We start from the raw sequence: 21500 nt of genomic DNA, 5'->3' as shown, positions 1-21500 counted from the left end.
GCGCCGGGCGTGGTGCTCGCCGCCCACCAGCCGGGAACTGTCCTCAGTAGATGATGCGCGGACGGTTGCCCGTCGCCGGGCCGACACGAGTGCACTCGTTGCCCGATTTTCGGTCACCAACAGGAAAGCAGCCTCAGCGGATCTCTGTGGCCGTGGTGGCACAGGGGTGGTGTCCCACGGCGGGCGCCGGAAAGTCCGTCAACGGTCCCGTAGGGCGGTGCGCAACGCGAGTTGGGCGACGTTGCGCCACAACGCCGGGTCGATGCTCACCGAACCCAGCCGCTCCAGGAGATCGGCCAGACCCGAGCGCGCCTCCCGTAACCGCTCGGCGTCGCCCATCTCGGCCGCGGCCCGCACCAGCAAGACCCGACAACGCAGCTCGTCCTCGCTGTCCAGCGTCTCCATGGCCAGTGCCCGCTCGGCCACGCGCCAGGCGTGCTGGCCGTTGCCCGACAACAGGGCCAGCTCGCCACGCAACGCCTCAACCTGGGCGGCCACCTGCGAGTGCGGGGCCACCGAGGACGCGATGCCGTCCAGCACCGCCGAGAGCTGCCCGGCATCCGGGTCCTCCGCACGCAGCCCGATCGCCACCGCCGCCAGGCTCACCCGCTGCCGGAAGTGCGGGTCGACGTCGACGTGGTCCAGCAGGTGTTGCGCGGTGGCGATCGACCGGCCGGCCTCGGCACGCCGGCCCAACCGGTCCTCCACCTGCGCCTTGACCCACCACCCCGCCACCGTGACCCGGTCCGGCTCGGTGTCGACCAGTGCGGCACCCAGCTGGCCGACGGCCTCCTCCGCCTCGGCCAGCCGGCCGGCCCGCGCCAGCTCGCTGGACAGCGCCACCAGGCAGCGCAGGTGGGCCACGCCGGTCAGCCGGTCCTGCGGGTTGTCGGTGAGCGCGACCGCGGTGCGCACCGCGTGCACCGCCTCGGCCGAGCGGCCGAGCTGGCGCAACGCCGCGGCCCTCATCACCTCGACCAGTGCGTCCACCGCCGCGCCGGGTGACCAGGAATCGAGCAGCTCCTCGGTGACCGCGATCAGCCGGTCCGGGTCGCCGCCCCGGGCCAGCAGGGCGGCCCTGGTCCAGCGCACGCTCCAGCTGAACATCGGCTCCTCGACCTCGTGGCCGAGCTCGTCGAGCAGGGTGACCGCGCGGCCGACCTCGCCGTCGCGGTGGGCCAGGATGGCCTCGCACCACAGCAGCGCCTGGCGTTGCTCCACGGCCGGCGCCTGCCCCACCAGCTCGGCGGGGGCGACGCCGAGAGCGGCCGCCAGGTGCTCGACGACCTGGGGCGAGGGTGCGCGCTCCCCGGACTCCAGGCGGGAGACGTAGCTGGTGGACACCCCGGGGCCGGCCAGGTCCTTCTGGGCCAGGCCCCGGCGCAGTCGCAACGCGCGCAGTCTCTCCCCGAAGTCCGCCGAGGCGCGCAGCGTCATCGTGGATGACTGGCCAGGTGTCGACTTGTCAGTTGCTTCGCGTACCACGGCAGCCCTTCGGCGAAGGGGTTGACAGGACTGGTGCGCATTATTGTCACTCCTGCCCCCCTTTTGCGGCAGAATCCGACAGAGTCGGTCGCGCCGGGGCCGGCCGGGGCGTTGCTGGCACAGTGGTGGCATGGCAAAGGGGGACACCGGACCGAGACTCCGGCCGCCGCGGCACCGGGCCAGCCCGCGGGCCATCACCTGGTGGACGATCGACGCCGCGATCGGCTGGCTCGTGCTGCTGCTCCCGCAGGTCGTGGCGCTGCTGGTGTGGGGGTCGGCCAAGCCGTGGCTCACCCTCACGGTCATCGGCACCCTCGTGGTCGGCGCGTTGCACACCGCCGTCATGCCGCAGTGGCGGTACCGCGTCCACCGGTGGGAGGCGACGCGGGAGGCCGTGTTCGCGCGTAGCGGGTGGTTCAACCAGGAATGGCGGATCGCCCCGGTGTCGCGCATCCAGACCGTGGACACCGAGCGTGGGGCGTTGCAGCAGCTGCTCGGGCTTGCCACGGTCACGGTGACCACTGCCTCGGCGGCCGGGCCGGTGAAGATCGCCGGGCTCGACGTGCGGACCGCGCAGGAGCTGGTGGACGAGCTGACCAGGACGACCATGGCGACGCCGGGGGACGCGACGTGACCGCGGCCGACGGCGTGATGCCGGCGCCGCCACCTCCGCCGGAACCCGACTGGCACCGGCTGGACGCCCGGATGATGGCCGTCAAGCCGGTCACCGAGGCCGCCGGGCTGCTGTTGCCCGTCATCCTGGTGATGTTCGTCGGTGGCCTGTCGCCGTGGAAGCTCTGGGGCGCCGCGGCCGTCGCCGCGGCCCTGGTGCTCTCCGGGCTGTTCCGCTGGCTCACCACCAGTTATCGGATCAGCGAGACCCATGTTCAGCTGCACTCCGGCCTGTTGGTCCGCAAGGAGCGGTCGGTTCCCCGGGACCGGCTGCGCACCGTCGACGTCACCTCCGACCTCATCCACCGCGTCTTCGGGCTCAGCATCGTCAAGGTCGGGACCGGCCGAAACGACGGCGCGGGATCGGAGGACGAGCTGACCCTCGACGCCGTCTCCGCCGCCGAGGCGGAACGGCTGCGCCAGGTCCTGCTGCGCCGGGCGCCCGCCCGGGAGACGGCCCCGGACGAGGAGCGGCCCGCCGGCGGGAACCCGCCACTGGCGGCACTGGACCACAGATGGCTGCGGTACGCCCCACTGACCCTGTCCGGTCTCGTCGCCGTCGGTGCCATGACCGGTGGTGCCTTCCAGCTCCTCCAACAGCTCGACATCGACCCGAGGCACTTCGGCCCGCTGGAGGAGGCGGTGCGGTGGGCGGCCGAGACCGCGCTCCCGGTGGTCGTGGGCGCGGTGGTGCTCGTGTTGCTCGCGTTGGTCATCGGCGGCGCCTTCGTGATCTACGTCGTGCAGTACTGGCACTTCCGGCTGACCCGGGAGGACGACGGCACCCTGCGGGTACGTCGCGGGCTACTGACGACCCGGTCGGTGTCGATCGAGGAGCAGCGGTTGCGCGGTGTCTCGCTGTCCGAGCCACTGCTGCTGCGGGCCGGGGGCGGCGCCCGTTGCGGCGCCGTTGGCACCGGTCTCGGGACCGGCGAGGGCAGCGAGCTGCTCCTGCCGCCCGCGCCGCTGTCGGAGGCACACCGGGTGGCCGGCGAGGTTTTGCGCTGCGATCCGCCACCGACGACCACGTCCCTTCGCCGGCACCCGGCGGCGGCGCGCCAACGCCGCCTGATCCGCGCGCTCGTCCCCTCCCTCGTGGTCGCCGTGGTCTTGGCCGCAGGGGCGTGGATCGGGTGGTTGCCGCACTGGCCGTGGTTGGTGGCGGTTGTCGCGGTCCCGTTCTTCGCGTGGCTGGGGCTGGACCGCTACCGCAACCTCGGCCATGCACTCACGTCCCGCTACGTCGTCAGCCGCGGGGGATCGCTGCTGCGGACCACGGTGGCATTGCAACGTACGGGTGTCATTGGCTGGCGGATCCGTCAGTCGTTCTTCCAGCGGCTCGCCGGCCTGGCCACCATTGGAGCGGTGACGGCGGCCGGTGAGGGCGTCTACGAGGTGCTCGACGTCGACCTTGGCGACGGGCTCGCGTTGGCCGATGCTGCCGTCCCCGACCTGCTGGCCCCGTTCCTGGAGACCCCGGAGCCGGGTTGACCGCCGACCACCGGGAGGCCCCATGCCGGAACGGGACGACTTACCCCGCTTCCCGATGGCACGCCGGCCGGGCTTCGACCCGCCGGCGGAGTACTCCCGGTTCCGCGCCGAGTGCCCGGTGCGCGAGGTCCGGCTGCGGCACGGGCAGCGGGTCTGGCTCGTCACCCGCTACGCCGACGTACGGCGCGCGTTGAGCGACCCGGCCCGTTTCAGCTCCGACCCGAGCCGCCCGGGCTACCCCCAGCTCCGGCCCGTGCGGGACGAGCAGGCGCGGCCCGGGAGCTTCCTGGTTACCGATCCGCCGCTGCACACCCGCTACCGCCGGCTGCTCGCCCACGACTTCGCGGCGGGCCGCATCGCGGGTCTGCGGCCCGAGATCGAACGTATCGTGGCCGGAAGCCTGGACCGGCTGCGCACCGCGCCCCAACCGGCGGACCTGCTGACCGAGTTCGCGATGCCGATCCCGACCCAGGTGACCGGCGTGCTGCTGGGGGTGCCCTACGAGGATCACGAGTTCTTCACCAGCCGTAGCCGTGCCCACCTCGACCGCTCGCTGCCCGCCGACCAGGTGCAGGCCGCCCTGACGGAGCTGGAGGACTACCTCGACGGGCTGATCAGCGAAAAGCTGCGCGCTCCGGGCAAGGACCTGCTGAGCCGGCTGGCGGATCGGTACGTGCGCACCGGTGAACTCGAGCAGGACGAGCTGGTCGGGATGGCCGTGCTGCTTCTCGTCGGCGGTTACGAGACGACGACGAACGCCATCACGTTGTCGGTGCTGGCATTGCTGGAACACCGCGAGCAGTGGGAGGCGTTGGTCGCCCAGCCCGATCTGGTCGACGGTGCCGTGGATGAGCTTCTGCGGTACCTCGGGCTGACCCAACACGGCCTGGTGCGGGCGGTGGCCGAGGACGTCGAGTTCGGCGGGCGGACCATCAGAGCAGGGGAAGGCGTGGTCGTGTCGTTGTCCTCGGCGAACCGGGACGCGGACCGGTTCGCCGATCCGGACCGGTTGGACGTGTGCCGGAACGCGCACGGTCATCTGACCTTCGGCTGGGGCACGCACCAATGCATCGGTCAGCATCTTGCGCGGGTGGAGATGCAGGTCGCGCTACGCGCACTCGTCCAGCACCTTCCCGCGCTCAAAACGGTGCTGCCGCTGGAAGAAATCCCGTTCCACTTCGAGACACCGTTCTACAGCGTGCGTGAGCTGCTCGTGACGTGGTGACTCAGCGGCGGCGACGCTGCTTGCGGGCGGTGCCGAAGACGCTACGGGTGATCTCCCTACCGAGGACGGTTCCTGCGGATCGGAGAAAGGACTTTACCGCCGGGTTGTCGAGCACCTTCTCGAAGAAACCCTCCTCCGGCTGCTGTGTGTCGGTTCGCTCTGGCTGCTCGGCCGCTGGTGCTTCCTTCTCCGACGCCACGCGGCCAGCCAGCATCTCGTACGCCGACTCGCGATCCACGGTTTCGGCGTACTTGCCGAAAACGCTGCTTTCCCGCGCGGCCTGCCGGATCGCGTCGTCGCCGATCGCGTCCATCAGGGAGTGTGGGGCGCGAAGACGGGTCCACGCAACCGGGGTGGGTGCACCCGTCTCGGACGGGACAGTGACGATCGCTTCACCGGTACCCAGGGATGTCAGTGCCTTGGCAAGGTCGTAGTGCTGGGTCGTGGGGTAGGTTTTCACCGTGCGGGACAACGCTTTCTGGTCCTCCGGGGTGAAGGCGCGCAGGGCGTGCTGCACACGCGCGCCCAGCTGCGAAAGCACCGCGTTCGGTACGTCCGTGGGAAGTTGGGTGCAGAAGAAGACTCCGACGCCCTTCGACCGGATCAGCTTCACGGTCTGCTCGATCTGAGCGAGGAACGCCTTGGACGCGTCGGCGAACAGCAGGTGCGCCTCGTCGAAGAAGAAGACCAGCTTGGGCCTGTCGACGTCGCCTTCCTCGGGGAGCTCGTGGAAGAGCTCGGCGAGCAGCCACATCAGGAAGGTGGAGAACAACGCCGGGCGGGACCGCAGGGCGCCGATCTCGACCAGGCTGACCACGCCCCGGCCGTCCTCCTGCCGCATCAGGTCGGCCACGTCCAGCTCGGGCTCGCCGAAGAAGGTCTCGCCGCCCTGGGCCTCCAGGTTGGCCAGGGAGCGCAGGATGACACCCGCGGTGGCCGGGGAGACCCCGCCCAGTCCCACCAGGTCGGCCCTGCCGGCCTCGCTGGTGAGGTGCTGAATGACCGAGCGCAGGTCCTTGAGGTCGAGCAGGGGCAGACCGCGGCTGTCGGCCCAGTGGAAGATCAGGCCGAGGGTGGACTCCTGGGTCTCGTTCAGGCCCAGCACCTTGGCCAGCAGGACCGGGCCGAAGCTGGTGACCGTGGCCCGGACCGGAACGCCCACGCCGTCGGTGCCCAGGGACAGGAACTGCACGGGGAAGGGCTCGGCCCGCCAGTCCTCACCGGTGTCGCGGGCCCGGGCGCGGATCCGGTCGCCGTCCTCGCCCGGCCGGCACATGCCGGCGAGGTCACCCTTCATGTCCGCCATCAGCACCGGAACCCCGGCGGCGGAGAGCTGCTCGGCCAGCAGTTGGAGGGTCTTGGTCTTGCCGGTGCCGGTCGCGCCGGCGACCAGCCCGTGCCGGTTCATCATCGACAGCGGGACCCGCACCCGGGCCGCCGGATCGACCTCGTCGGCAACCACCACCGTGCCGAGCTCGACCGCGGCACCCTCGGTGGTGTAGCCCGCGGCGATCTGTTGTGTCGCGCCCTGGTCCCGCTGTTCGGCCACCTGACCCTCCCTCACCCCGGCCCCGGTCTCCCCCATCGTGAGCAACCTCACAGCGCGCTGCAACGCGGCCATGAAGGCCGCCGGGGTGGCGGGCTAGGCTCCGCCAGGTGAACGACCGTCTGGTGTGGATCGACTGCGAGATGACCGGGCTCGACCTGAGCCGGGACGCCCTCATCGAGATCGCGGCGCTGGTGACCGATGCCGACCTCAACGTGCTCGGCGAGGGGGTGGACGTGGTCGTCCACGCCGACGACGCGGTGCTGGCCGCCATGCCGGACGTGGTACGGGACATGCACGAGCGCTCCGGGCTCACCCAGGAGGTGCGACGGTCCACCGTGACCTTGGCCGAGGCCGAGCGGCTGGTGCTGGAGTACATCCGGCGCTACGTCCCGGAGCCGCGCACCGCGCCGTTGGCGGGCAACTCGATCGCGACGGACCGGGGGTTCATCGCCCGGGACATGCCCGCGCTGGACGCCCACCTGCACTACCGCATGGTGGACGTGTCGTCGATCAAGGAACTGTGCCGGCGATGGTTCCCGCGGATCTACTTCGCGCAGCCGGAGAAGGGGTTGGCGCACCGCGCGCTGGCCGACATCCGGGAGTCGATCCGGGAGCTGGCCTACTACCGGCGCACCGCGTTCGTCGCGCCGCCGGGGCCGAGCACCGAGGAGGCCCAGGCCGTCGCCGCCGAGCTGGTCGACCGTGATCAGCAGGAGCCGGACGCCGGGTCCGGCGCCCCGACCGGGGAGACAACGGCCACCCCCTGATTTCTGCTCCGACCGGCGGGCGCGCTACGATATGCCGGCTGCTGCGGCCAGGCCGCGGAGCGCATGGTGGGTGTAGCTCAGCCGGTAGAGCACTGGGTTGTGGTCCCAGGTGTCGCGGGTTCAAGTCCCGTCACTCACCCCACTCGAGAAAGGGCCCCGTCTTGGGGCCCTTTCTCTGTTTGCAGCCAGGTCCAAACCCTGGAACGCCCCCGCGGCCGTACCGAGCGATGCCGTGGCCGGCTGCTCTGAACCATGTGTGCCGATCACAGGTCCGGCAGCATGGTCGGGTGCTCGGCACGCGGCCAACACCCTTCCCTTGAGCCACAGAATGCGTGCTCGCAACGCCGGGTTTTCCACACCCTTTCGACCCCTATGACGTTCGCCACTCCGCCGGGCGGCCACCGTGCACCCGCACGGTTCGCCAGGCTCGCCGAGATCACCACCAAGGTCACCTGACTACCCCACCACACCTCTCCCGACCAGCCGATTCGTTGTCTCCACGAGCCATGTGCTAACTTTTCCCCGTCGCGCCGGGCGGGACCGCGAAAGGGACCGGCAAGGAGCGACAGCCCAGCGCCGCTAGCTCAACTGGCAGAGCAGCTGACTCTTAATCAGCGGGTTCGGGGTTCGAGTCCCTGGCGGCGCACCACTACCCCTGGTCAGGCGGCCGGGGGTTTCGCTTTGTAGATCACTGCCATACGAAACCCAACCGATACAGCGGCGACTACGTATCTCCGAGTGCTTCCAAGGCGTCAGCCACCGCCCGGTTGACGATCTTGCGCCCGAGGTAGACGTCCTGGGTCAACGATGGACGAGCGTGGCCGAGCTGATCCGCGATCTCCCGCGGCGTGAACTTGGCCTCGTCAAGGATCGTGGCGCACGTCTTGCGGAACACGTGCGAGGTCACCCAGGCGAAGCCGTCGGTGCCGCGGGCATGGCGGAGATCCCGCCGAGTGTTGCTCGGATCGCGCCAACCGCCGTGAGCGTCGGGAAAGATCGGGTAGGCATCGCCCCGAGTCTGACGACGCCGCCGGAGCATGGCCACCGCGAACGGCGGCAGCGGCAAGGTTCGCTCCCCACTGTCCGACTTCAGTCGAGGAACCCGCTGCAATCCCTTGCCCTTGACCCGAATCAGCTTCCACTCAATGTCCACAGTGGCCGAATCCAGGTCGATCTCATCCCAGGACACCGCGAGCGCTTCACCGATCCGTACCCCGGTCGCAAGCATCCACCGAGTCAAGTCCGGAAGATCCTTGCGGACCGCTCGCTCATCGGCTTCGAGTTGCTCAATCCACTGCCGACGCTCCCCCGGCGTCAAGGCCCGAGGAGGCCGCTTCGGATCACCCTTGATCCTCCCGACCTCACGAGTCGGGTTGATCTTCACCGCACCGTGACGGGCAGCCAGGCGCATAACCCCGGAGATGACGCTCCGAACAGTCTTCGCGGTAGAAGCCCCCCGTCGCTTGCGGATCTCGCGCAGAACAGCGTCCACCCGAGGAGTGGTCACCTCGCAGAGGCGCAGCTCTCCCAACGCCGGATAGGCGTAATTGCGAAGCTGCCGCTCATACAGCTCAATCGAATTGGGCGACAAGTCGCCCGCATCGGCCGCCTCACGCATCTCCGCGAGCCAAATCGAAGCTGCCACCCTGAACTTGGTCTCAGGGGTGATGGCGGCGTTACCCTGCGATGCCGACCGGTCCCGGAGGGCTTCCAGCAGGTTATTCCGGGCAGCAGTCTCGGACTTGCCGGACCGCTCCACGAGACGGGTCACCCCGTCGTAGTCGCGGTACTTGGTCCGCGCCACGTAGCCGCCAGATGGCTTCGGACTCACCTTGATCTTCCCGTGAGTCCCAATCGGAAGCGGAGGACGTGGCATCACCCCACCTCCTTCGGCAGGCTGTGTAGCCACCTTCTCACTTCGTCGGGAAGATACTTCACGTAGCGTCCAACCTTGCGGCTTGGCGGCCCGTATCCCTTGCTTCGCCACTGGTAAATAGTGTTCTTCGGTACGCCGAGAAAGTTGGCCAAATCCTCAATGCCCCATGGCTTGTCCATCATGATCCCCTCGTGGTTTCGAATGATGCTGGAGTCGTTCCGCGATTGCCGAGGCGAGTTCGCGTTCGGCGTCGTCGCGGTAGCCGATGCCGGTGAAGTCCCAGTGGTTGACCACGGTGACCTGGTCCTCGGTGACACCCAGCTCAGCCAGCGCTTCGGCCGTGCGGTAGTTGGCTTGGGTGCGGCGGATGTCGGTGAAGGTGGTGGAGTAGGCGCGGGATTTGGTGAGGAAGTGCCCGCCGAAGCCGAGCATGTGTGCCCAGCGGCGCAGGTTCAGCCGGGCATACATCGCCAGGCCGCCGAGATCCCACGCGGTTTGGATCATGGCGCGGTGGTGGTCGGAGATCCGAAGCTGGTCGATGTGGCGTTGGGAGTGCACGCGCCGGTCGCCGTGGTCGGTGGCGCCGCTGGATTTCGTGGCGTACTTGGCCACATAGCCTGCCAGGCGTGCCTCACTGATCTCGCCGTCGCCGTCCTCGAAGTCGCCGGCCGCCTCCGCGCGGATCGGGCGCAGATCCAGTTGGCGTCCCCAGGTGAGGCCGAGTACGACTCCGTCCGGGCGACAGGTGTCGACGCGGGTGGTGTCTGCGGCCTGGCGGATCGCCTGGGCTAAGGATTCGGTGTTGATGCCGGCCGGCGTCGGGTCGGTGGGACCGGTCGGGCCGTCGACCCGGATGACGGCGTGGAAGTGGACCATGCCGCGTCGCTGGTATTCGGCGACTTTCGCATACGACAGGCGAGCGTGGCGGGGAAAGTGAGATTCCGGGATACCCAGCAGCCGGGCAAGCGTGCGTCGGAGACGGCCGACAAACCGGTGCCACAGCTGGGTGGCATGCGCCTGCCAGAGCACCGCCGCGCCGTAGTCGTAGCTCTCCGGGTCAAGGGGAGTGCCGATGCGGGAGTCCTGCGGGTGGTGGTAGCCCCCGCAGCCGCACGGGATCGACTTACCGTTACGGCTGGTGCGCGCCTGGTGGACCGGGCCGAACGAGGGGGCGGTGAGGGTGACGAAGTAGCGGGGCGTGTGCGTGACCGTCTCCGGCACCCCTTTACCGCCCACCAAGCCGGCCCGGACCAGGTGGAAGGCGTCGGCGGCATAACGGTCAGCGCACGGACGGCACACCGCGGCCCGACGGGTGCCGCACGGCACCAGGATGTGACCGGAGCGGCGGGCAAGGGTCTGGCCGGTGGCGTTGTCGGTGACGCTCCACTGGCCCGACAGGTGAATGGGATGGGCGCAGCCACCGGCCGCAATAACCTTCTGCCGCCAGGTGGTGAAGTCCGCGGCCCGCACCCGTTCGGCAATGCGGTCATCCACCGTGGTGCCAACATGGGAATAGAACATGCAGTGACAACCTCCCAGCAGCAGGGGACAAGGGGACGACAGCGCCCCGCTGTGTTCTCCCGTCGTCGCAAGGCGTGGACACAGCAGTGGGCGGGACACCACCCGAGGTGTCGTGCCCCGCCCACACAGGACTGTCTGAAAGAGACTCTGTTATCTAGGTCGGAAGACGATGACCGTTGGTGGTGCTCAACTCCGCCGCGATGCGTGCGGCCAGGTCACCACCGACCTTGATCGTGGCCTGTACGTCGGCGGCGGTCAGCGGTCGGCCCTGGTCGGCCACCTCCCGTGCCTTGGCCTGCACGGCCTGAAGCAGGTGGCCCGGAAGCCGCAGCCGAGTCCCCACGGCCGTGTCCGATGCGGGTGCTGGGCTGGGCGATGCCGTCACATCAGCGGCAGGGTTCCCCGAGCCGGAATACGGCGCGACGGGGGACACCGCCAGCTTGGCCTCGAAGCAGCGTTGCTGGACCACCGGCATCACCTCCGCCAGGAGGTAGACCACGACGGGAACCACCAAGTGCGCCACCACCGATCCGATACGGATCTCGTGATCCTGCGGTCGCAGCGTGGGGTAGACGTTCATGAACGAGGTCGCCGCCAACAACAGCCGCTTCAGGCGTTGTACAGCGCGACTGTCGATCTCCACCCCAGCGGACAGCATCGCCGCTTCCCAACGCAACAGGTGGATCAGAATGCCGGCGAAGGCCGGTTCCGCCAGCCAGGCGCCCCACCACACCGGGTCAGCCGGAGTGCGGTCACCGGCCAGGAACTCCTGAACCCCAGGGGTGGTGTAGCCCAGGCCCAACACCAGGAAGAACCACAGGCCCCGGGTCACCGACACCCGAAGCCGCTCGATCTGGACCACCCGCAAATAGGGATCGTCCAACAAGCTCTTCAGTTGGCGTGACTCGGCGAGCCGGCCGCGCAGCCGCCGTACCCGCGGAGTCACACCCGCCTCGGCCGCGACGCTCCCGTCGTTGTCTTCCCGCTGTCGGCTCCTCCGTCCCATCGTGTCACCTCCCTTCCCTGAGCTAGGCGCGGAACACCCACACCACGACACTCACCACCAGCGCCACCAGTGCGGCCACGGCCAGTGCCAGCCCGAGCCCGAACAGCCAATACGTTCCGGCCAGCGCCGCCAGGACACCGGCGATGAGACCGGCCACACGGCGCAGGCTGCGCCACGTGAGCGGGATCAACAGGATCGGGCGCATCACGACACCTTCCGCTCCACGTTGGGGCGGTGCCGTCGTTCATGTGCGGCCAACCCTCCCACCACACCCACCGCGTAGCGGCGCCGAGCATCCAGGCGGCTTTCCCACTCGAGCTGATCGGCCCGGCACGGCTGCTGGACCGGGCAGGAACGGCACACCGTCTTCGCCGCCGCGATCCGGTTCTCATCGGCGAACAACGCCGGATCCATGCCCCGGCACGCCGCGTGCCGCCGCCACTCCGGCGGACGACCCGAGGGACCAAACAACACCGACATCAGGTAGCGATACGCGATCTCCGGCCGCACACTCATGCCGCCCGCACCTCCCGCCGCTCAGCGGCCCGCAGGTGCGCCACCACCGCGGCCAGCTCGTCACAGGTGACCGCCTCCGCCGCGCCCACTGGCAGCCGCGCGGATCCAGTCGCCCAGCAGGCCAGCCGTGCACCCCCCGGCCCGGGACGCACTTGGTCGCCCAGCTCCGCCAGGCGGACCGCTGCCGAGACATGGACCCCGATCCCGGAGCACGTGCGGCCCGACACCAGCACCGTGACCGTCTCGGCCGGGCCGTGTCCCCACGTCGCGGTCACACCCTGCAACGACCACGCCCACGCCAGCAGCGCGGCTAACCGGTCCGGTGGCCGCCCCTGCGTGATCTCCGCGGTCACACTGCGACTGGCCGTGTAGATCACCAGACGATCCGGACGCGGCAACCGCCACACCCGCAGGTGTGCGCGCACCCCACGCAACAAGCGATCCAACCCCCGCGGCGGCACCGACCCGGCCGCACGACGCACACACGACACCATTGCTAGTACCTCCGAGAAAGAAAATGAGCAAAGAACAGCGCTTGCCGGTACTCACACCGGCAGCACCGTGATCAGGACACCGGGCTGCCTTGACCACCAGAGACAACAGAAGCGCGGCAGCCAGCGTCACTACCAATGTCCACACGTCATCGATCTGCGGAGGTCCTCTTAGGACACTGCCCGTAGCCGGTTCGGGTTCTGGCCGGACTGGACGAAGTTGACCAGTTCGGTGATGTCGTCATCGTGGGTGTAGGCGGCCCGCACCCGGACCGGCGTGCCACGGCGGGGCTGCTTGTAGAAGCCGATCCCCGCAGTGTCGGGCAGGTCGGGGATCTGGTCGGCGATCGCGCCGCGTGCCCGCATTCCCTCACCCAGCACCATGTCCGGGTGCGTATCCGAGGTGACCCGCAGGCAGATCCGCCGTGGGAACAGATCCCGGATCTCTACCACGTCCTTGCTGGGTTCCTGCACGTAGGCATCCAGCACGTGATGGGTCTTGCGGCCCATCGAGGCCACCTTGGCCAACTCGGCGGTGATCGCCCGGGCGTTGCTGCTGTCGTAGGCCACCAGGAACCCCAGTTCATCGAGGATGAGCCAGTTCACCGGCCACTCCGGCGACACCGGAACCTCCCGGAGCCCCGCCCGCTGCATCCGTTGCTGGGTGCGCTGCATGTCCGCCACGAACTCGTGAACCAGCTCCAGACAGGAGTCGGAGTCATCCGCGTAGCGGTAGCCCACCAGCGGCTTCAACAAGCCGAACTCCAACAGCTTGGGGTCACAGACCCACGGCCGCACCAGCCCATCCCGGATCAGCGGCGCGATGGAGCGCGCGGTGGCGAAGGGGATGGAGTTCTTACCGGCCCCGGTGGCGCCCGCGGTGAGCCGATGCCCACCGGTCAGCGGCATCCTCCAGTCCTCACCGAACTCGGTCTCACCCAGATAGACCGCCCGCAGATCCACATCCCCGACCTCCTCCGGCATCTCCGGTGCGGGAATGACCTGGGTGAACGGTTCACGGCGTTGCACCACCAACGCGACCACACCGGGCCGCACCGGTTCCACCGCCACCCGCTCCACCTTCAACGACGAGGCCAACTCCTCCGCCCGGGTGGTGAACCACTTCAGGGACTGGCCCTGAGCCAACTTCACCCGCACCACATCGATGAACGGGGAGAACGCCCGCACCCGCAGCACCCGCGGATACAGCCGCCGCCCGGTACGGCGATGCTCGCGCGCCAAATCGCAGGCATCCATCAGATCCCGCCACCGCACTCCGGTGTAGGGACCCAGCCAGCGGCGCCGCCACGACCGCAACGCCGGCGCCGCATACGCATCAAACGTTTCCGGATGCGCCCGGTACCAGCCCAGCGTGCCCGCCGCCACCGCACCGGCGATCCCGCCCGTCATCCACGGACCCAGCTCGGCCACACCCGCCGACACCGTCGCCGGCACCACCGCCGCACCCGGATGCCGCACCATCCACAACGCCGTCCGAAACTCCGCACCCATAATCCGTTTCGTGGCCTGTGCCTTGCTCCCCACCACACTCACACCCCTTCCACGTAAAATGGTTTGATGTCGCCTCAGAAAGACTGGTGACCGGCCCCCTGGCAGAGACCCCACGGGAATCCCTGCCACGAGCCGGCCACCACCGTCACACCCGCACGTATTCAGTTGTGGCACAGCGTGATCTAACGGCGACGGAGGTTCCCCCGCGCGTAGGACAACTCCACCAGAAACGCCGCCACCGAGCGAGCAAAGTTCTCATGCAAGCCCTTGAACTTCTCCCGCCGCACCGGAATCCCCTTCGTCGCCAACCGAAGCTGCCGCATCGCCTTGTCAATCTCCTCGGTCAGCACATCCACCTGATGAGACATGCCGCTACACCCTCCATGCCCGTGACACCAGTTCCGCCTCATACAACTTGGCGTGACTCTTCAACTTCTCCAACTCACGAAACGCCTTGTTCAACATCTGCCGTAACTCATCCGGCGTGCACGCACGCCAATTCCCCGGAACCTGCTGCTTGGACTCCCGCATCCGCGCGATCACCTTCGCCGAGGCTTGCAGCGACTCCGTCGCCACATCCAACGCACCCACAAACGCCCCATACCGCTGCCGCGCGTGCTCGTTGACCACCTGAACCTGCATCTACGCCCTCCCTTCCGTGCCCGACTGTGACCGGTGCGCACCCTGCGACCAGGACTCCGGCCGCCGCAACGACAACCAGTGATGCAACCGTTGCCGCGTCGCCTTCGGCACCAAAATCGACCGTGCCCACACGAACTCCCGGCCACCAAGCAGCCGATACGAGTGCTGACCGCCCACCGTCAACCAGCCCTGATCCAGCAACTGGTGAACCGCGTTGCCCTCCTGCCACGACACCCGACGAATCTCCTCGCTGCCATCCTTCCGAAACACCTGACGCCCCCGCGGACCCAACACATAACCAAGATCCGACGTCGCAGCCTTCACCACCTCCAACACCACATCGATGTTGTTGATCGCCTTCCGGGCGGCCCGCTCCGCAGCCTGCGACTCAGACCCCGACTCCACCGGATTCCCAAATAAGTCCACCTCATCAGGCACGGCAGCCTCACCTCACCGACCGTGTCCGCAGCGCCTTCACCGCGGCCCGACGCGCCTTCACCCAAGCCGGATGCTCCTCCAACGGCAGCGCCAACACCTCCGCCGCCGCAGCCAATTGTTTCGCAACAAACTCCCGGTCAGCATCACCCAACGGCTCCTGACGACACCGCTCCAACGCAGAATTCACCTTCGAACGAAGAAAACCCAACACATACGCATCCGCACGCAACAACTCATCCCGATAGTCCACTACACACCCGCCTCTCCCACCTCACGTAATCCGTCACACCTCGATCTTCCGCGTCACAGACCCCGCGACCCCACACGTGAGTATCGTCCTCCCCAAGACATGCCGGGCAGCACTTCAGCTCAGCATCCGAACCACACTCCCGCACACGGACATGCGGGGACGCGTTCTCCGCCAACCATTCCAGTGCGCTCAACCGCCCAACAAACTCAGCCGTCGCCCGAACCACACCGTTCTCTATTGCGGTCCGAGGATGATCCGGAGAAAAATCGCGGCGAAAAGCACACGTCACAGCATCGATCACGTCTCGAATATCGGTCACCGTACCTCCTTCGCGCCTACGGAAGCCACGGAGCACCCCGGACCCACAAACGCAAGCCCGGGGCACCCCGAATCTCCCGACGCACGAATAGCGCCGGTTTCAGGCATGGCTCAACCCACTCTGTAATTCTCAAAGAACAGCTAGGAACGCCGCCGAGGGCCTGGACCACGAGAAAGGCGACGCCTTCCCGTGGGTTCCCCGCGCCCCGGCCCGACTCGAACGGGCCACCCACCAACCTGGGGCAGGGCTACCTCATTTTCAGCGGCTCACGCCGCACTCACGAGACCATTCCGACGGGCCGCAGGCTTCAAACCATCGGCCTTCCACCAAATCCCCGCAGCCGTGATCTGGTTCCCCTCACCCCGCATCTCGTACGTGTTCAACACCGGGTTCACCAACTCCACATAGGAACCCTCCTCGAACCCCTCGCCCGGATCCCCTGGCAGGTTCACCTTGATCTCCTCACCCTTGCGGCCACGCTCACCAGGCCGAGGAACCGGCTTCGCGAACAGCGACACCACGTACTGCTCCACGCCATCCCGGTTCGTCACCGACACCAGCTCACCGGACTCCAGCTCCTTCGTCTTCACCACCGGAGCCTCAACCACCATCAGGTTGTAACCGTTCAACACCACCGGGATGTCCTGCATGTCCTACCTCCGAGATGCCCTTGCAGTCTGTCCAAACCTTGTGAGGATGACCAGCTTGGCTAGTCATGACCTCGATGCACCCAGCATGGCTAACCTGGCTAGCCATGTCAAGCCCCTGTTTGAGATTGACCCAGCATGGCTAGTCAGGTGCGGTAGACTGCGGACGTGGCACCGACCGACAACAGCCTCTTCGAGCTGGACCCGGACGACCCCCGTCCGCAGTCTCAGCAGATCGCTAACAAGCTCCGTGCGGCGATCAAGACTGGCAAGCTGCAACCCAGTGACAAGCTTCCGTCACAGCCCGAGCTGGCCAAGCGGTACGGCGTTGCCCGCGAGACGGTGAAGCGGGCGCTCGAACCGCTCTACGACGAGCGCTTGCTCGTCAGCAGGCAGGGGAGCGGCGTCTACGTCCGTGCCCAGACAGAGCGGCCGGTGGGACTTCGTCCTCACGTCGAAGCAGCTTTCGATCGAGCGCACGTCTCCATTGACTTCGCCGGTTTCTCAGGCGAAACCCTCCGCAACGCGCTAACTGAGGTTCTCGACAAGATACGTGCCGGGCGACTTACGCCAGATGCCATCAGCGTGCGCCTGATGTTGTCGGACATGACCGTGCCCATGGCTCTCCCATGTCGCGCAGACACTTCCGCCGACGATCCAGCAGTTCGGAAACGTTCTGACCGGATCACCCGGAGAGCAGTGGAAGGGATCGTTGAGGAAGTACAGGAACTCGAAGACCTTGGCTTGGTCAAGTCAGCCACTGCAGAAGTGCGCGTTCACAGTGCTTCGCCACTTTTCAAGCTCTACATCCTCAACGATGAAGAAGTGTTCTTTGGCTTCTATCCAGTTCTTGAGCACACGGTAAAGGTTGACGGTGAACCAGTCGCGATATACGACCCTATGGGTAAAGATGCAATTCTGTTTCATTATTCCATTAGGGACGGTGACGACACCTCGACCGGTCCGCAGTACGTACAACAAGCGCGCATGTGGTTCGATTCGCTGTGGAACACAGTAGCACGGGAGTATTCGGGATAATGGAGGTGAGCGAGCTGATCGAGAGTGCTGAAGCGCTCCTTCTTGACTTCGACGGACCTGTGTGCAGTGTCTTCGCTGGCCATCCGGCCAACATTGTTGCAGATAAGATACGTAACTTCCTTGCGTCTCAAGAGGTTCCGGTGTCGCCCTCCGTTATGGGCACGAGTGATCCGATGCTCTTGCTTCGCTGGGTTGGGTCGCACCATCCAACTCTCGTTGTCTTGGTGGAAGATATCCTGTGTGCAGAGGAAGCAACGGCAGTGCTAAGTGCTACGCCAACCCCGTATGGACATGAAGTTATCCGACTCGCAGATCAAAGTGGCCGTCAGGTCGCGATAGTTAGCAACAACTCGGCGGCAGCAATTATGAAGTACCTTGCTATGCATAAGCTAAATAACCATGTCTCGCGGGTTATTGGTCGAGCGTACGCCGAGCCGCATCGGATGAAACCGAACCCGGACAGTGTGATCTCTGCAACGAAGGCTACTAATACAGCGCCAAACGCATGTGTCTTCGTTGGTGACACTGCCACAGACATCCATGCAGGGCAGGCGGCTGGTGTACGCACAATCGGTTACGCGAAGCGTGAAGATCGAGGACCAACACTCGCTGAAGCAGGAGCCGACACGATCATCAGCAACATGAGCGACCTCCTGCCCGGTCTGATGAGGAAAAATGACCGAAATACCTGATGTTCCGCCAAACGTAGTTGACGCAGTGCATAGACGCTGGGGACCCGCTGGCTACGTTTGGTCTCTTCGGGTGACTGGCGAACTTCAGGAACTCTGCTCACGCTACAAGGCGAGACCCATACAAGTGTTGCCCGCCCGGTATAGCTTTGTGGTTGCTGCAGACACTCCCAGCCACTCATTGATCCTGCGGTCAAGTCCGGACCCCGCGGCACCAGCGCAGGCTCGCGTGTCGGATGCACTATCAAGGCTCGGCATTGCACCACGTATTCATGAAATCGTGACCACTGACACAAGTCTATGGATCGTTATGAACAGGGTCCTTCCAGGAACCCCTCTACGTAGCGTCAGCGCCTCTCACGCTCCTTTGGACGATTTTCTTGCTCCGCTTCAGGCTATGCGGGGAAAACCTGCGCCCATCACAAACATGCCGTCCATACATGAGTGGTTGTTCTACCGCTTGAATGACAACATGCTCACCGATCTCCCACCCGGTCAGCAGCAAGCACCAGAAGCTCAACGCCGCCAAGCCGTTAAGATCCTCGACCAGCTCTCAACAGGACGAATTGACGGGCTGTGCCATGGAGACGTCACACCCAGCAACATCATCGCTGATGAGGAAGGTCGGTTGTGGCTGATCGACCCGCGCGGTATGAGTGGTGAAGTGAGCTACGATGTGGCCACGCTCGCCCTCAAACTCGCTGCCCATGAACGCCATGAAGCCAATAAGATTGCCGTCTTGTTGGGCAAGAAACTAGGTCTCGATGCCGACCGCATACAAGCTTGGATCCGCGTAGCAAGCGCGGCACGTGTTTAGTCATCGAGTAGGTGAGGAACAGACATCAAAAATACGCCAATCTCGACGTGAACCAGAATCACGGAGGGCAGCGATGTGCTTCCGCGTTTGATGGACAAGAAGCCATCGAAACACGGGTATTGGTACCGGCACGGAAGTGGTCATGAGTTCTTTTCGCGCAGCCTGTTTCCCTGCTAAAGGAGGACCAGGTCAAGACCGTTGGGCTGTCTTCGAAAATTGCGCCTTCGTCCTTGACGGCGCGTCCAGCTTCACGCCCGCAGCAGTCAATGCAGAGCGTTTTGTTGACACACTGGTAGCGGATCTTTCCGATGCGCTAGCCAAACCGGCCATTCCTCTCCGTTCTGCTCTAAAGCAAGCCATTAGGTCAAGCTCCATGCTTCTTGATCTTACCCCGGGCAACTCTCCGTCATCGACTATCATTCTCCTCCGCCAGTCTCCCAGCGAGCTTGAACTCCTTGTGCTCGGCGATAGCACTGCCATTATCGGAACAACTGACAGAAAGGAACGCCGCCTCACGGACGACCGCCTTGCATCTATTGCCTCCGATAAACGTGAAACATATCGAAGCCGCCTTCGGGCTGGCTATGGCTACGACAGCGTTCACCGCCAGCTCTTGAAAGAACTCCAAGAAAAACAAATTTCTGCGCGAAATACGCCAGGTGGCTACTGGATCGCGGAAGCCGATCCTTCTGCTGCCGACAAAGCGCTTAGTTACACGATGCCAATCAACGACGTCAAGTGGTGTGTACTAGCGACAGACGGCGCCCAGCGGGTTATTGACCACCTAGGCATACCTTGGAGCCGTATCGCAGCAATGACAAGCGAGGAGCTGGCTAACCAGCTCGAGGAGTTGTATCGCTGGGAGTCAGTTGAAGACCCAATGGGAATTTTGCTTCCTCGAGCGAAGATGCACGACGATAAGACAGTTGTTGTATTTCAGCCTTGAAGCTACTCTTAGCCGTTAATTATCGCTAGCCCTTCATGTTCGACGAAGTCGGCGAAATCTTGCAGGTTCAGCGTAGCCAGCGGAACCTCATAGACCAGACAACAGGCAGCGATCCACGTATCATTCTGCGGGCGAGGACGACCGCGACGCGCAGCGAACGCGGAGATCTCACCCCACACTCGGGCCACGTCCTCAGTGCCAGGGAGAACAGCCATGCCGTGCAGCCAGCGAGCAAGCTGTTCCTTGCGACGTGACCCCCAGGAACGCTGGGTGGACCACTTGGTGAGCTCCGCCAAGGTGACGAAGGTCAGACACGGCGTCCGACCCACCAGGTGACGCAGCAGGTTCGGCGGCAGCTTCTGTTTGAACGCCAGCGAAGCGACGTCGGTGTCCAAGACCACGAGATCCATCGATCAGGCCAGGTGCGCTCGCCGCTCCTTCCTCACCCAGGTCAGGAACTCATCCAGCTCTGCATCCGACTCAAACACGCCTTCCACGGCCAGATCCTCCGCCGACTCGATCGGCCGAGCACCCTTGCTCGCGGCCAGCGCTTCGGCCAGCGCATGACCCCTCAGTTCCCCGTGCGGCATGAAGCCCGCATCACTTGACGTCACAGCGACCACCAGCCCTTCACCCCCAGTCTGCCACCCCGACCGGCCCGGTACGGCAGGCGCGTTCAAACTTTCTTTTCCTCATCAAGGCGGCCCGCCTGCGGCGGGCCGCTCGGCCGGGCACGCTGGGACCCGGGCCCCGCAGTCGCCGGCCGCAGAGTTGTGCCGGCGGCCCCAGCCGGCCTCCGGCCGCCGGGCCGCCGGCGAAGGCATCGGCTCGGCGCCGCGGGACCCGGGGAAGGACCGGCCGGCGTCCCGCCGCATCGGGCCGCAGAGGAAGGACGCGAGCAACCCGCGGCCCGGCCGGGCTGGGCACCGGGGGAGAAGCGCTGCCGCGCCTGTGGACAGCTCGGCGCCTTGACGGCTTGAGCTGCCCACAGGCTTGCCACCGAATAAGCCGTGCCCGACTCGATCCGGTGTCGGACAGGGCTCGGTTATTGCCTCTCCTCGCAGCCGATTGTCCGAGGTCGGTTCGTCGCGGCGAAGGGCGAACATCGGCGGGGACCCCTAGCCCCACCGATGACCGTCGCTGCGCGATGGCGCAAGCGCCACCCTTCACCGCGCCGCCCCGACCTGGGATTTGGCTTCGTACGAGGTGAGGGAGGGGAGCAGGACAGGTCCAGGGCAAGCTCAGGTGAGAAGGGGTTCCAGTGCTCGAGTACTTGTCACAGGATCACGGGACTGGATCCTGCGGAACAGGCACGGAACAGCGCTACACCCCACAAGGCTGGGCGGGTGAGAAACAGCAGGTGAGCAGCCTAGGAAGGGTCCGGACGAAGACCCGCACCATGGAGCTTCCTACCGGGCGGAGCGGTTCCAGCCCCGGCCGATAGTACTACGCGACGGCTACCATGCCCCTTGGCGTGCTGGGAATCACCCCGGCGGTCTTGGTACCCAGGTACGAGTCGCCATACGAAACCCAACCCAATGAGGTTTTCTCAGTGAGTTGATCGGTGGGCGTGGTGCGCTCGTGGTGGCCACCCGGCCTCAGA

At 66.2% G+C, this 21500-nt stretch carries 24 protein-coding genes and 2 tRNA genes; 10 read left to right on the top strand and 16 right to left on the bottom strand.

Translation table 11 applies throughout. The annotated features are described in order from the left end of the window. Positions 1-198: 198 nt before the first annotated feature. The gene (locus tag IEY55_RS23930) at positions 199-1437 is read right to left on the bottom strand and encodes a helix-turn-helix domain-containing protein (protein ID WP_189060791.1); all 1239 of its coding nucleotides are present in this window, start codon (positions 1435-1437) and stop codon (positions 199-201) included. A 178-nt stretch (positions 1438-1615) separates the two neighbouring features. Here IEY55_RS23930 and IEY55_RS23925 point away from each other — a divergent pair, with 178 nt between their 5' ends. The 3 genes from IEY55_RS23925 to IEY55_RS23915 are packed head-to-tail and all read left to right on the top strand — an operon-like array spanning position 1616 to position 4873. After that, positions 1616-2119: a PH domain-containing protein gene (locus IEY55_RS23925; protein WP_189060790.1), complete on the top strand. Its 504-nt coding sequence runs from the start codon at positions 1616-1618 to the stop codon at positions 2117-2119. Next, positions 2116-3648, top strand: a complete 1533-nt coding sequence (locus tag IEY55_RS23920) for a PH domain-containing protein (protein ID WP_308424782.1) — start codon at positions 2116-2118, stop codon at positions 3646-3648. Before IEY55_RS23925 ends, IEY55_RS23920 begins: the two co-directional genes overlap by 4 nt. A 22-nt stretch (positions 3649-3670) precedes the next feature. Then, positions 3671-4873, top strand: coding sequence for a cytochrome P450 (locus IEY55_RS23915; protein WP_189060789.1), 1203 nt, complete (start codon positions 3671-3673; stop codon positions 4871-4873). A 1-nt stretch (position 4874) separates the two neighbouring features. Here the strand turns inward: IEY55_RS23915 and IEY55_RS23910 are convergent, their stop codons facing one another. Then, a complete protein-coding gene (locus IEY55_RS23910) occupies positions 4875-6422 on the bottom strand; it encodes a helicase HerA-like domain-containing protein (protein WP_229686696.1) in 1548 nt (515 codons plus the stop codon). Between the two features lie 107 nt (positions 6423-6529). On the opposite strand from IEY55_RS23910, the gene orn reads away from it, so the two are divergent. From orn to IEY55_RS23895, 3 genes are all read left to right on the top strand, one after another. Beyond that, a complete protein-coding gene (orn, locus tag IEY55_RS23905) occupies positions 6530-7189 on the top strand; it encodes an oligoribonuclease (protein WP_189060787.1) in 660 nt (219 codons plus the stop codon). Between the two features lie 66 nt (positions 7190-7255). Beyond that, positions 7256-7331: transfer RNA gene (locus IEY55_RS23900), tRNA-His, on the top strand. 431 nt (positions 7332-7762) lie between these two features. Next, positions 7763-7838, top strand: a tRNA-Lys gene (locus tag IEY55_RS23895). A gap of 75 nt (positions 7839-7913) precedes the next feature. Here IEY55_RS23895 and IEY55_RS23890 read toward each other — a convergent pair. The 12 genes from IEY55_RS23890 to IEY55_RS23835 form a co-directional block, all read right to left on the bottom strand. Further along, on the bottom strand, positions 7914-9020 hold the full coding sequence (locus tag IEY55_RS23890; protein ID WP_229686695.1) for a tyrosine-type recombinase/integrase: 1107 nt from the start codon (positions 9018-9020) through the stop codon (positions 7914-7916). A gap of 44 nt (positions 9021-9064) precedes the next feature. Beyond that, complete coding sequence (locus IEY55_RS23885) at positions 9065-9244, bottom strand: helix-turn-helix transcriptional regulator (RefSeq protein WP_308424784.1); 180 nt, start codon at positions 9242-9244, stop codon at positions 9065-9067. Next, entirely contained in the window at positions 9222-10586 is a 1365-nt protein-coding gene (locus IEY55_RS23880; RefSeq protein ID WP_189060785.1) for a replication initiator, read from the bottom strand. Before IEY55_RS23880 ends, IEY55_RS23885 begins: the two co-directional genes overlap by 23 nt. Positions 10587-10740: 154 nt before the next feature. Further along, on the bottom strand, positions 10741-11592 hold the full coding sequence (locus IEY55_RS23875; protein ID WP_229686694.1) for a hypothetical protein: 852 nt from the start codon (positions 11590-11592) through the stop codon (positions 10741-10743). A 22-nt stretch (positions 11593-11614) separates the two neighbouring features. After that, on the bottom strand, positions 11615-11797 hold the full coding sequence (locus IEY55_RS23870) for a hypothetical protein (RefSeq protein ID WP_189060784.1): 183 nt from the start codon (positions 11795-11797) through the stop codon (positions 11615-11617). After that, positions 11797-12108, bottom strand: coding sequence for a WhiB family transcriptional regulator (locus tag IEY55_RS23865; RefSeq protein WP_229686693.1), 312 nt, complete (start codon positions 12106-12108; stop codon positions 11797-11799). Before IEY55_RS23865 ends, IEY55_RS23870 begins: the two co-directional genes overlap by 1 nt. Beyond that, positions 12105-12590 (bottom strand): hypothetical protein, encoded by a 486-nt coding sequence (locus IEY55_RS23860; protein ID WP_189060783.1) that lies wholly within the window; start codon positions 12588-12590, stop codon positions 12105-12107. Before IEY55_RS23860 ends, IEY55_RS23865 begins: the two co-directional genes overlap by 4 nt. A 180-nt stretch (positions 12591-12770) precedes the next feature. Continuing rightward, entirely contained in the window at positions 12771-14153 is a 1383-nt protein-coding gene (locus IEY55_RS23855) for a cell division protein FtsK (RefSeq protein WP_308424781.1), read from the bottom strand. Between the two features lie 140 nt (positions 14154-14293). Further along, the gene (locus tag IEY55_RS23850) at positions 14294-14479 is read right to left on the bottom strand and encodes a hypothetical protein (RefSeq protein WP_189060782.1); all 186 of its coding nucleotides are present in this window, start codon (positions 14477-14479) and stop codon (positions 14294-14296) included. Positions 14480-14483: 4 nt separating this feature from the next. Then, positions 14484-14753, bottom strand: coding sequence for a hypothetical protein (locus tag IEY55_RS23845; protein WP_189060781.1), 270 nt, complete (start codon positions 14751-14753; stop codon positions 14484-14486). Further along, entirely contained in the window at positions 14754-15191 is a 438-nt protein-coding gene (locus IEY55_RS23840) for a hypothetical protein (protein WP_189060780.1), read from the bottom strand. It lies immediately after the preceding gene. Between the two features lie 835 nt (positions 15192-16026). Beyond that, positions 16027-16410, bottom strand: a complete 384-nt coding sequence (locus tag IEY55_RS23835; RefSeq protein ID WP_189060779.1) for a hypothetical protein — start codon at positions 16408-16410, stop codon at positions 16027-16029. Positions 16411-16575: 165 nt separating this feature from the next. Between IEY55_RS23835 and IEY55_RS23830 the strand changes: the two genes are divergently transcribed. The 4 genes from IEY55_RS23830 to IEY55_RS23815 all read left to right on the top strand — a co-directional run bounded on the left by IEY55_RS23830 (position 16576) and on the right by IEY55_RS23815 (position 19897). Continuing rightward, on the top strand, positions 16576-17445 hold the full coding sequence (locus IEY55_RS23830; protein WP_189060778.1) for a GntR family transcriptional regulator: 870 nt from the start codon (positions 16576-16578) through the stop codon (positions 17443-17445). A 5-nt stretch (positions 17446-17450) separates the two neighbouring features. Further along, a complete protein-coding gene (locus tag IEY55_RS23825) occupies positions 17451-18137 on the top strand; it encodes an HAD family hydrolase (RefSeq protein ID WP_229686692.1) in 687 nt (228 codons plus the stop codon). After that, positions 18121-18951, top strand: a complete 831-nt coding sequence (locus tag IEY55_RS23820) for an aminoglycoside phosphotransferase family protein (protein ID WP_229686691.1) — start codon at positions 18121-18123, stop codon at positions 18949-18951. Before IEY55_RS23825 ends, IEY55_RS23820 begins: the two co-directional genes overlap by 17 nt. 142 nt (positions 18952-19093) lie before the next feature. Next, positions 19094-19897, top strand: coding sequence for a protein phosphatase 2C domain-containing protein (locus IEY55_RS23815; protein WP_189060775.1), 804 nt, complete (start codon positions 19094-19096; stop codon positions 19895-19897). Between the two features lie 8 nt (positions 19898-19905). On the opposite strand, the gene IEY55_RS23810 is transcribed toward IEY55_RS23815, so the two are convergent. Both IEY55_RS23810 and IEY55_RS23805 read right to left on the bottom strand, forming a co-directional pair. After that, positions 19906-20292, bottom strand: coding sequence for a type II toxin-antitoxin system VapC family toxin (locus IEY55_RS23810; protein ID WP_229686690.1), 387 nt, complete (start codon positions 20290-20292; stop codon positions 19906-19908). 18 nt (positions 20293-20310) lie between these two features. Next, positions 20311-20520 (bottom strand): hypothetical protein, encoded by a 210-nt coding sequence (locus tag IEY55_RS23805; protein WP_189060843.1) that lies wholly within the window; start codon positions 20518-20520, stop codon positions 20311-20313. Positions 20521-21500: the final 980 nt, after the last annotated feature.

It is taken from the genome of Longimycelium tulufanense (genome assembly GCF_014645795.1).
GTDB lineage: Bacteria > Actinomycetota > Actinomycetes > Mycobacteriales > Pseudonocardiaceae > Longimycelium > Longimycelium tulufanense.
The sequence above is the reverse complement of the archived record's forward strand: the minus strand, read 5'-3'. Positions and strand labels throughout refer to the sequence as shown.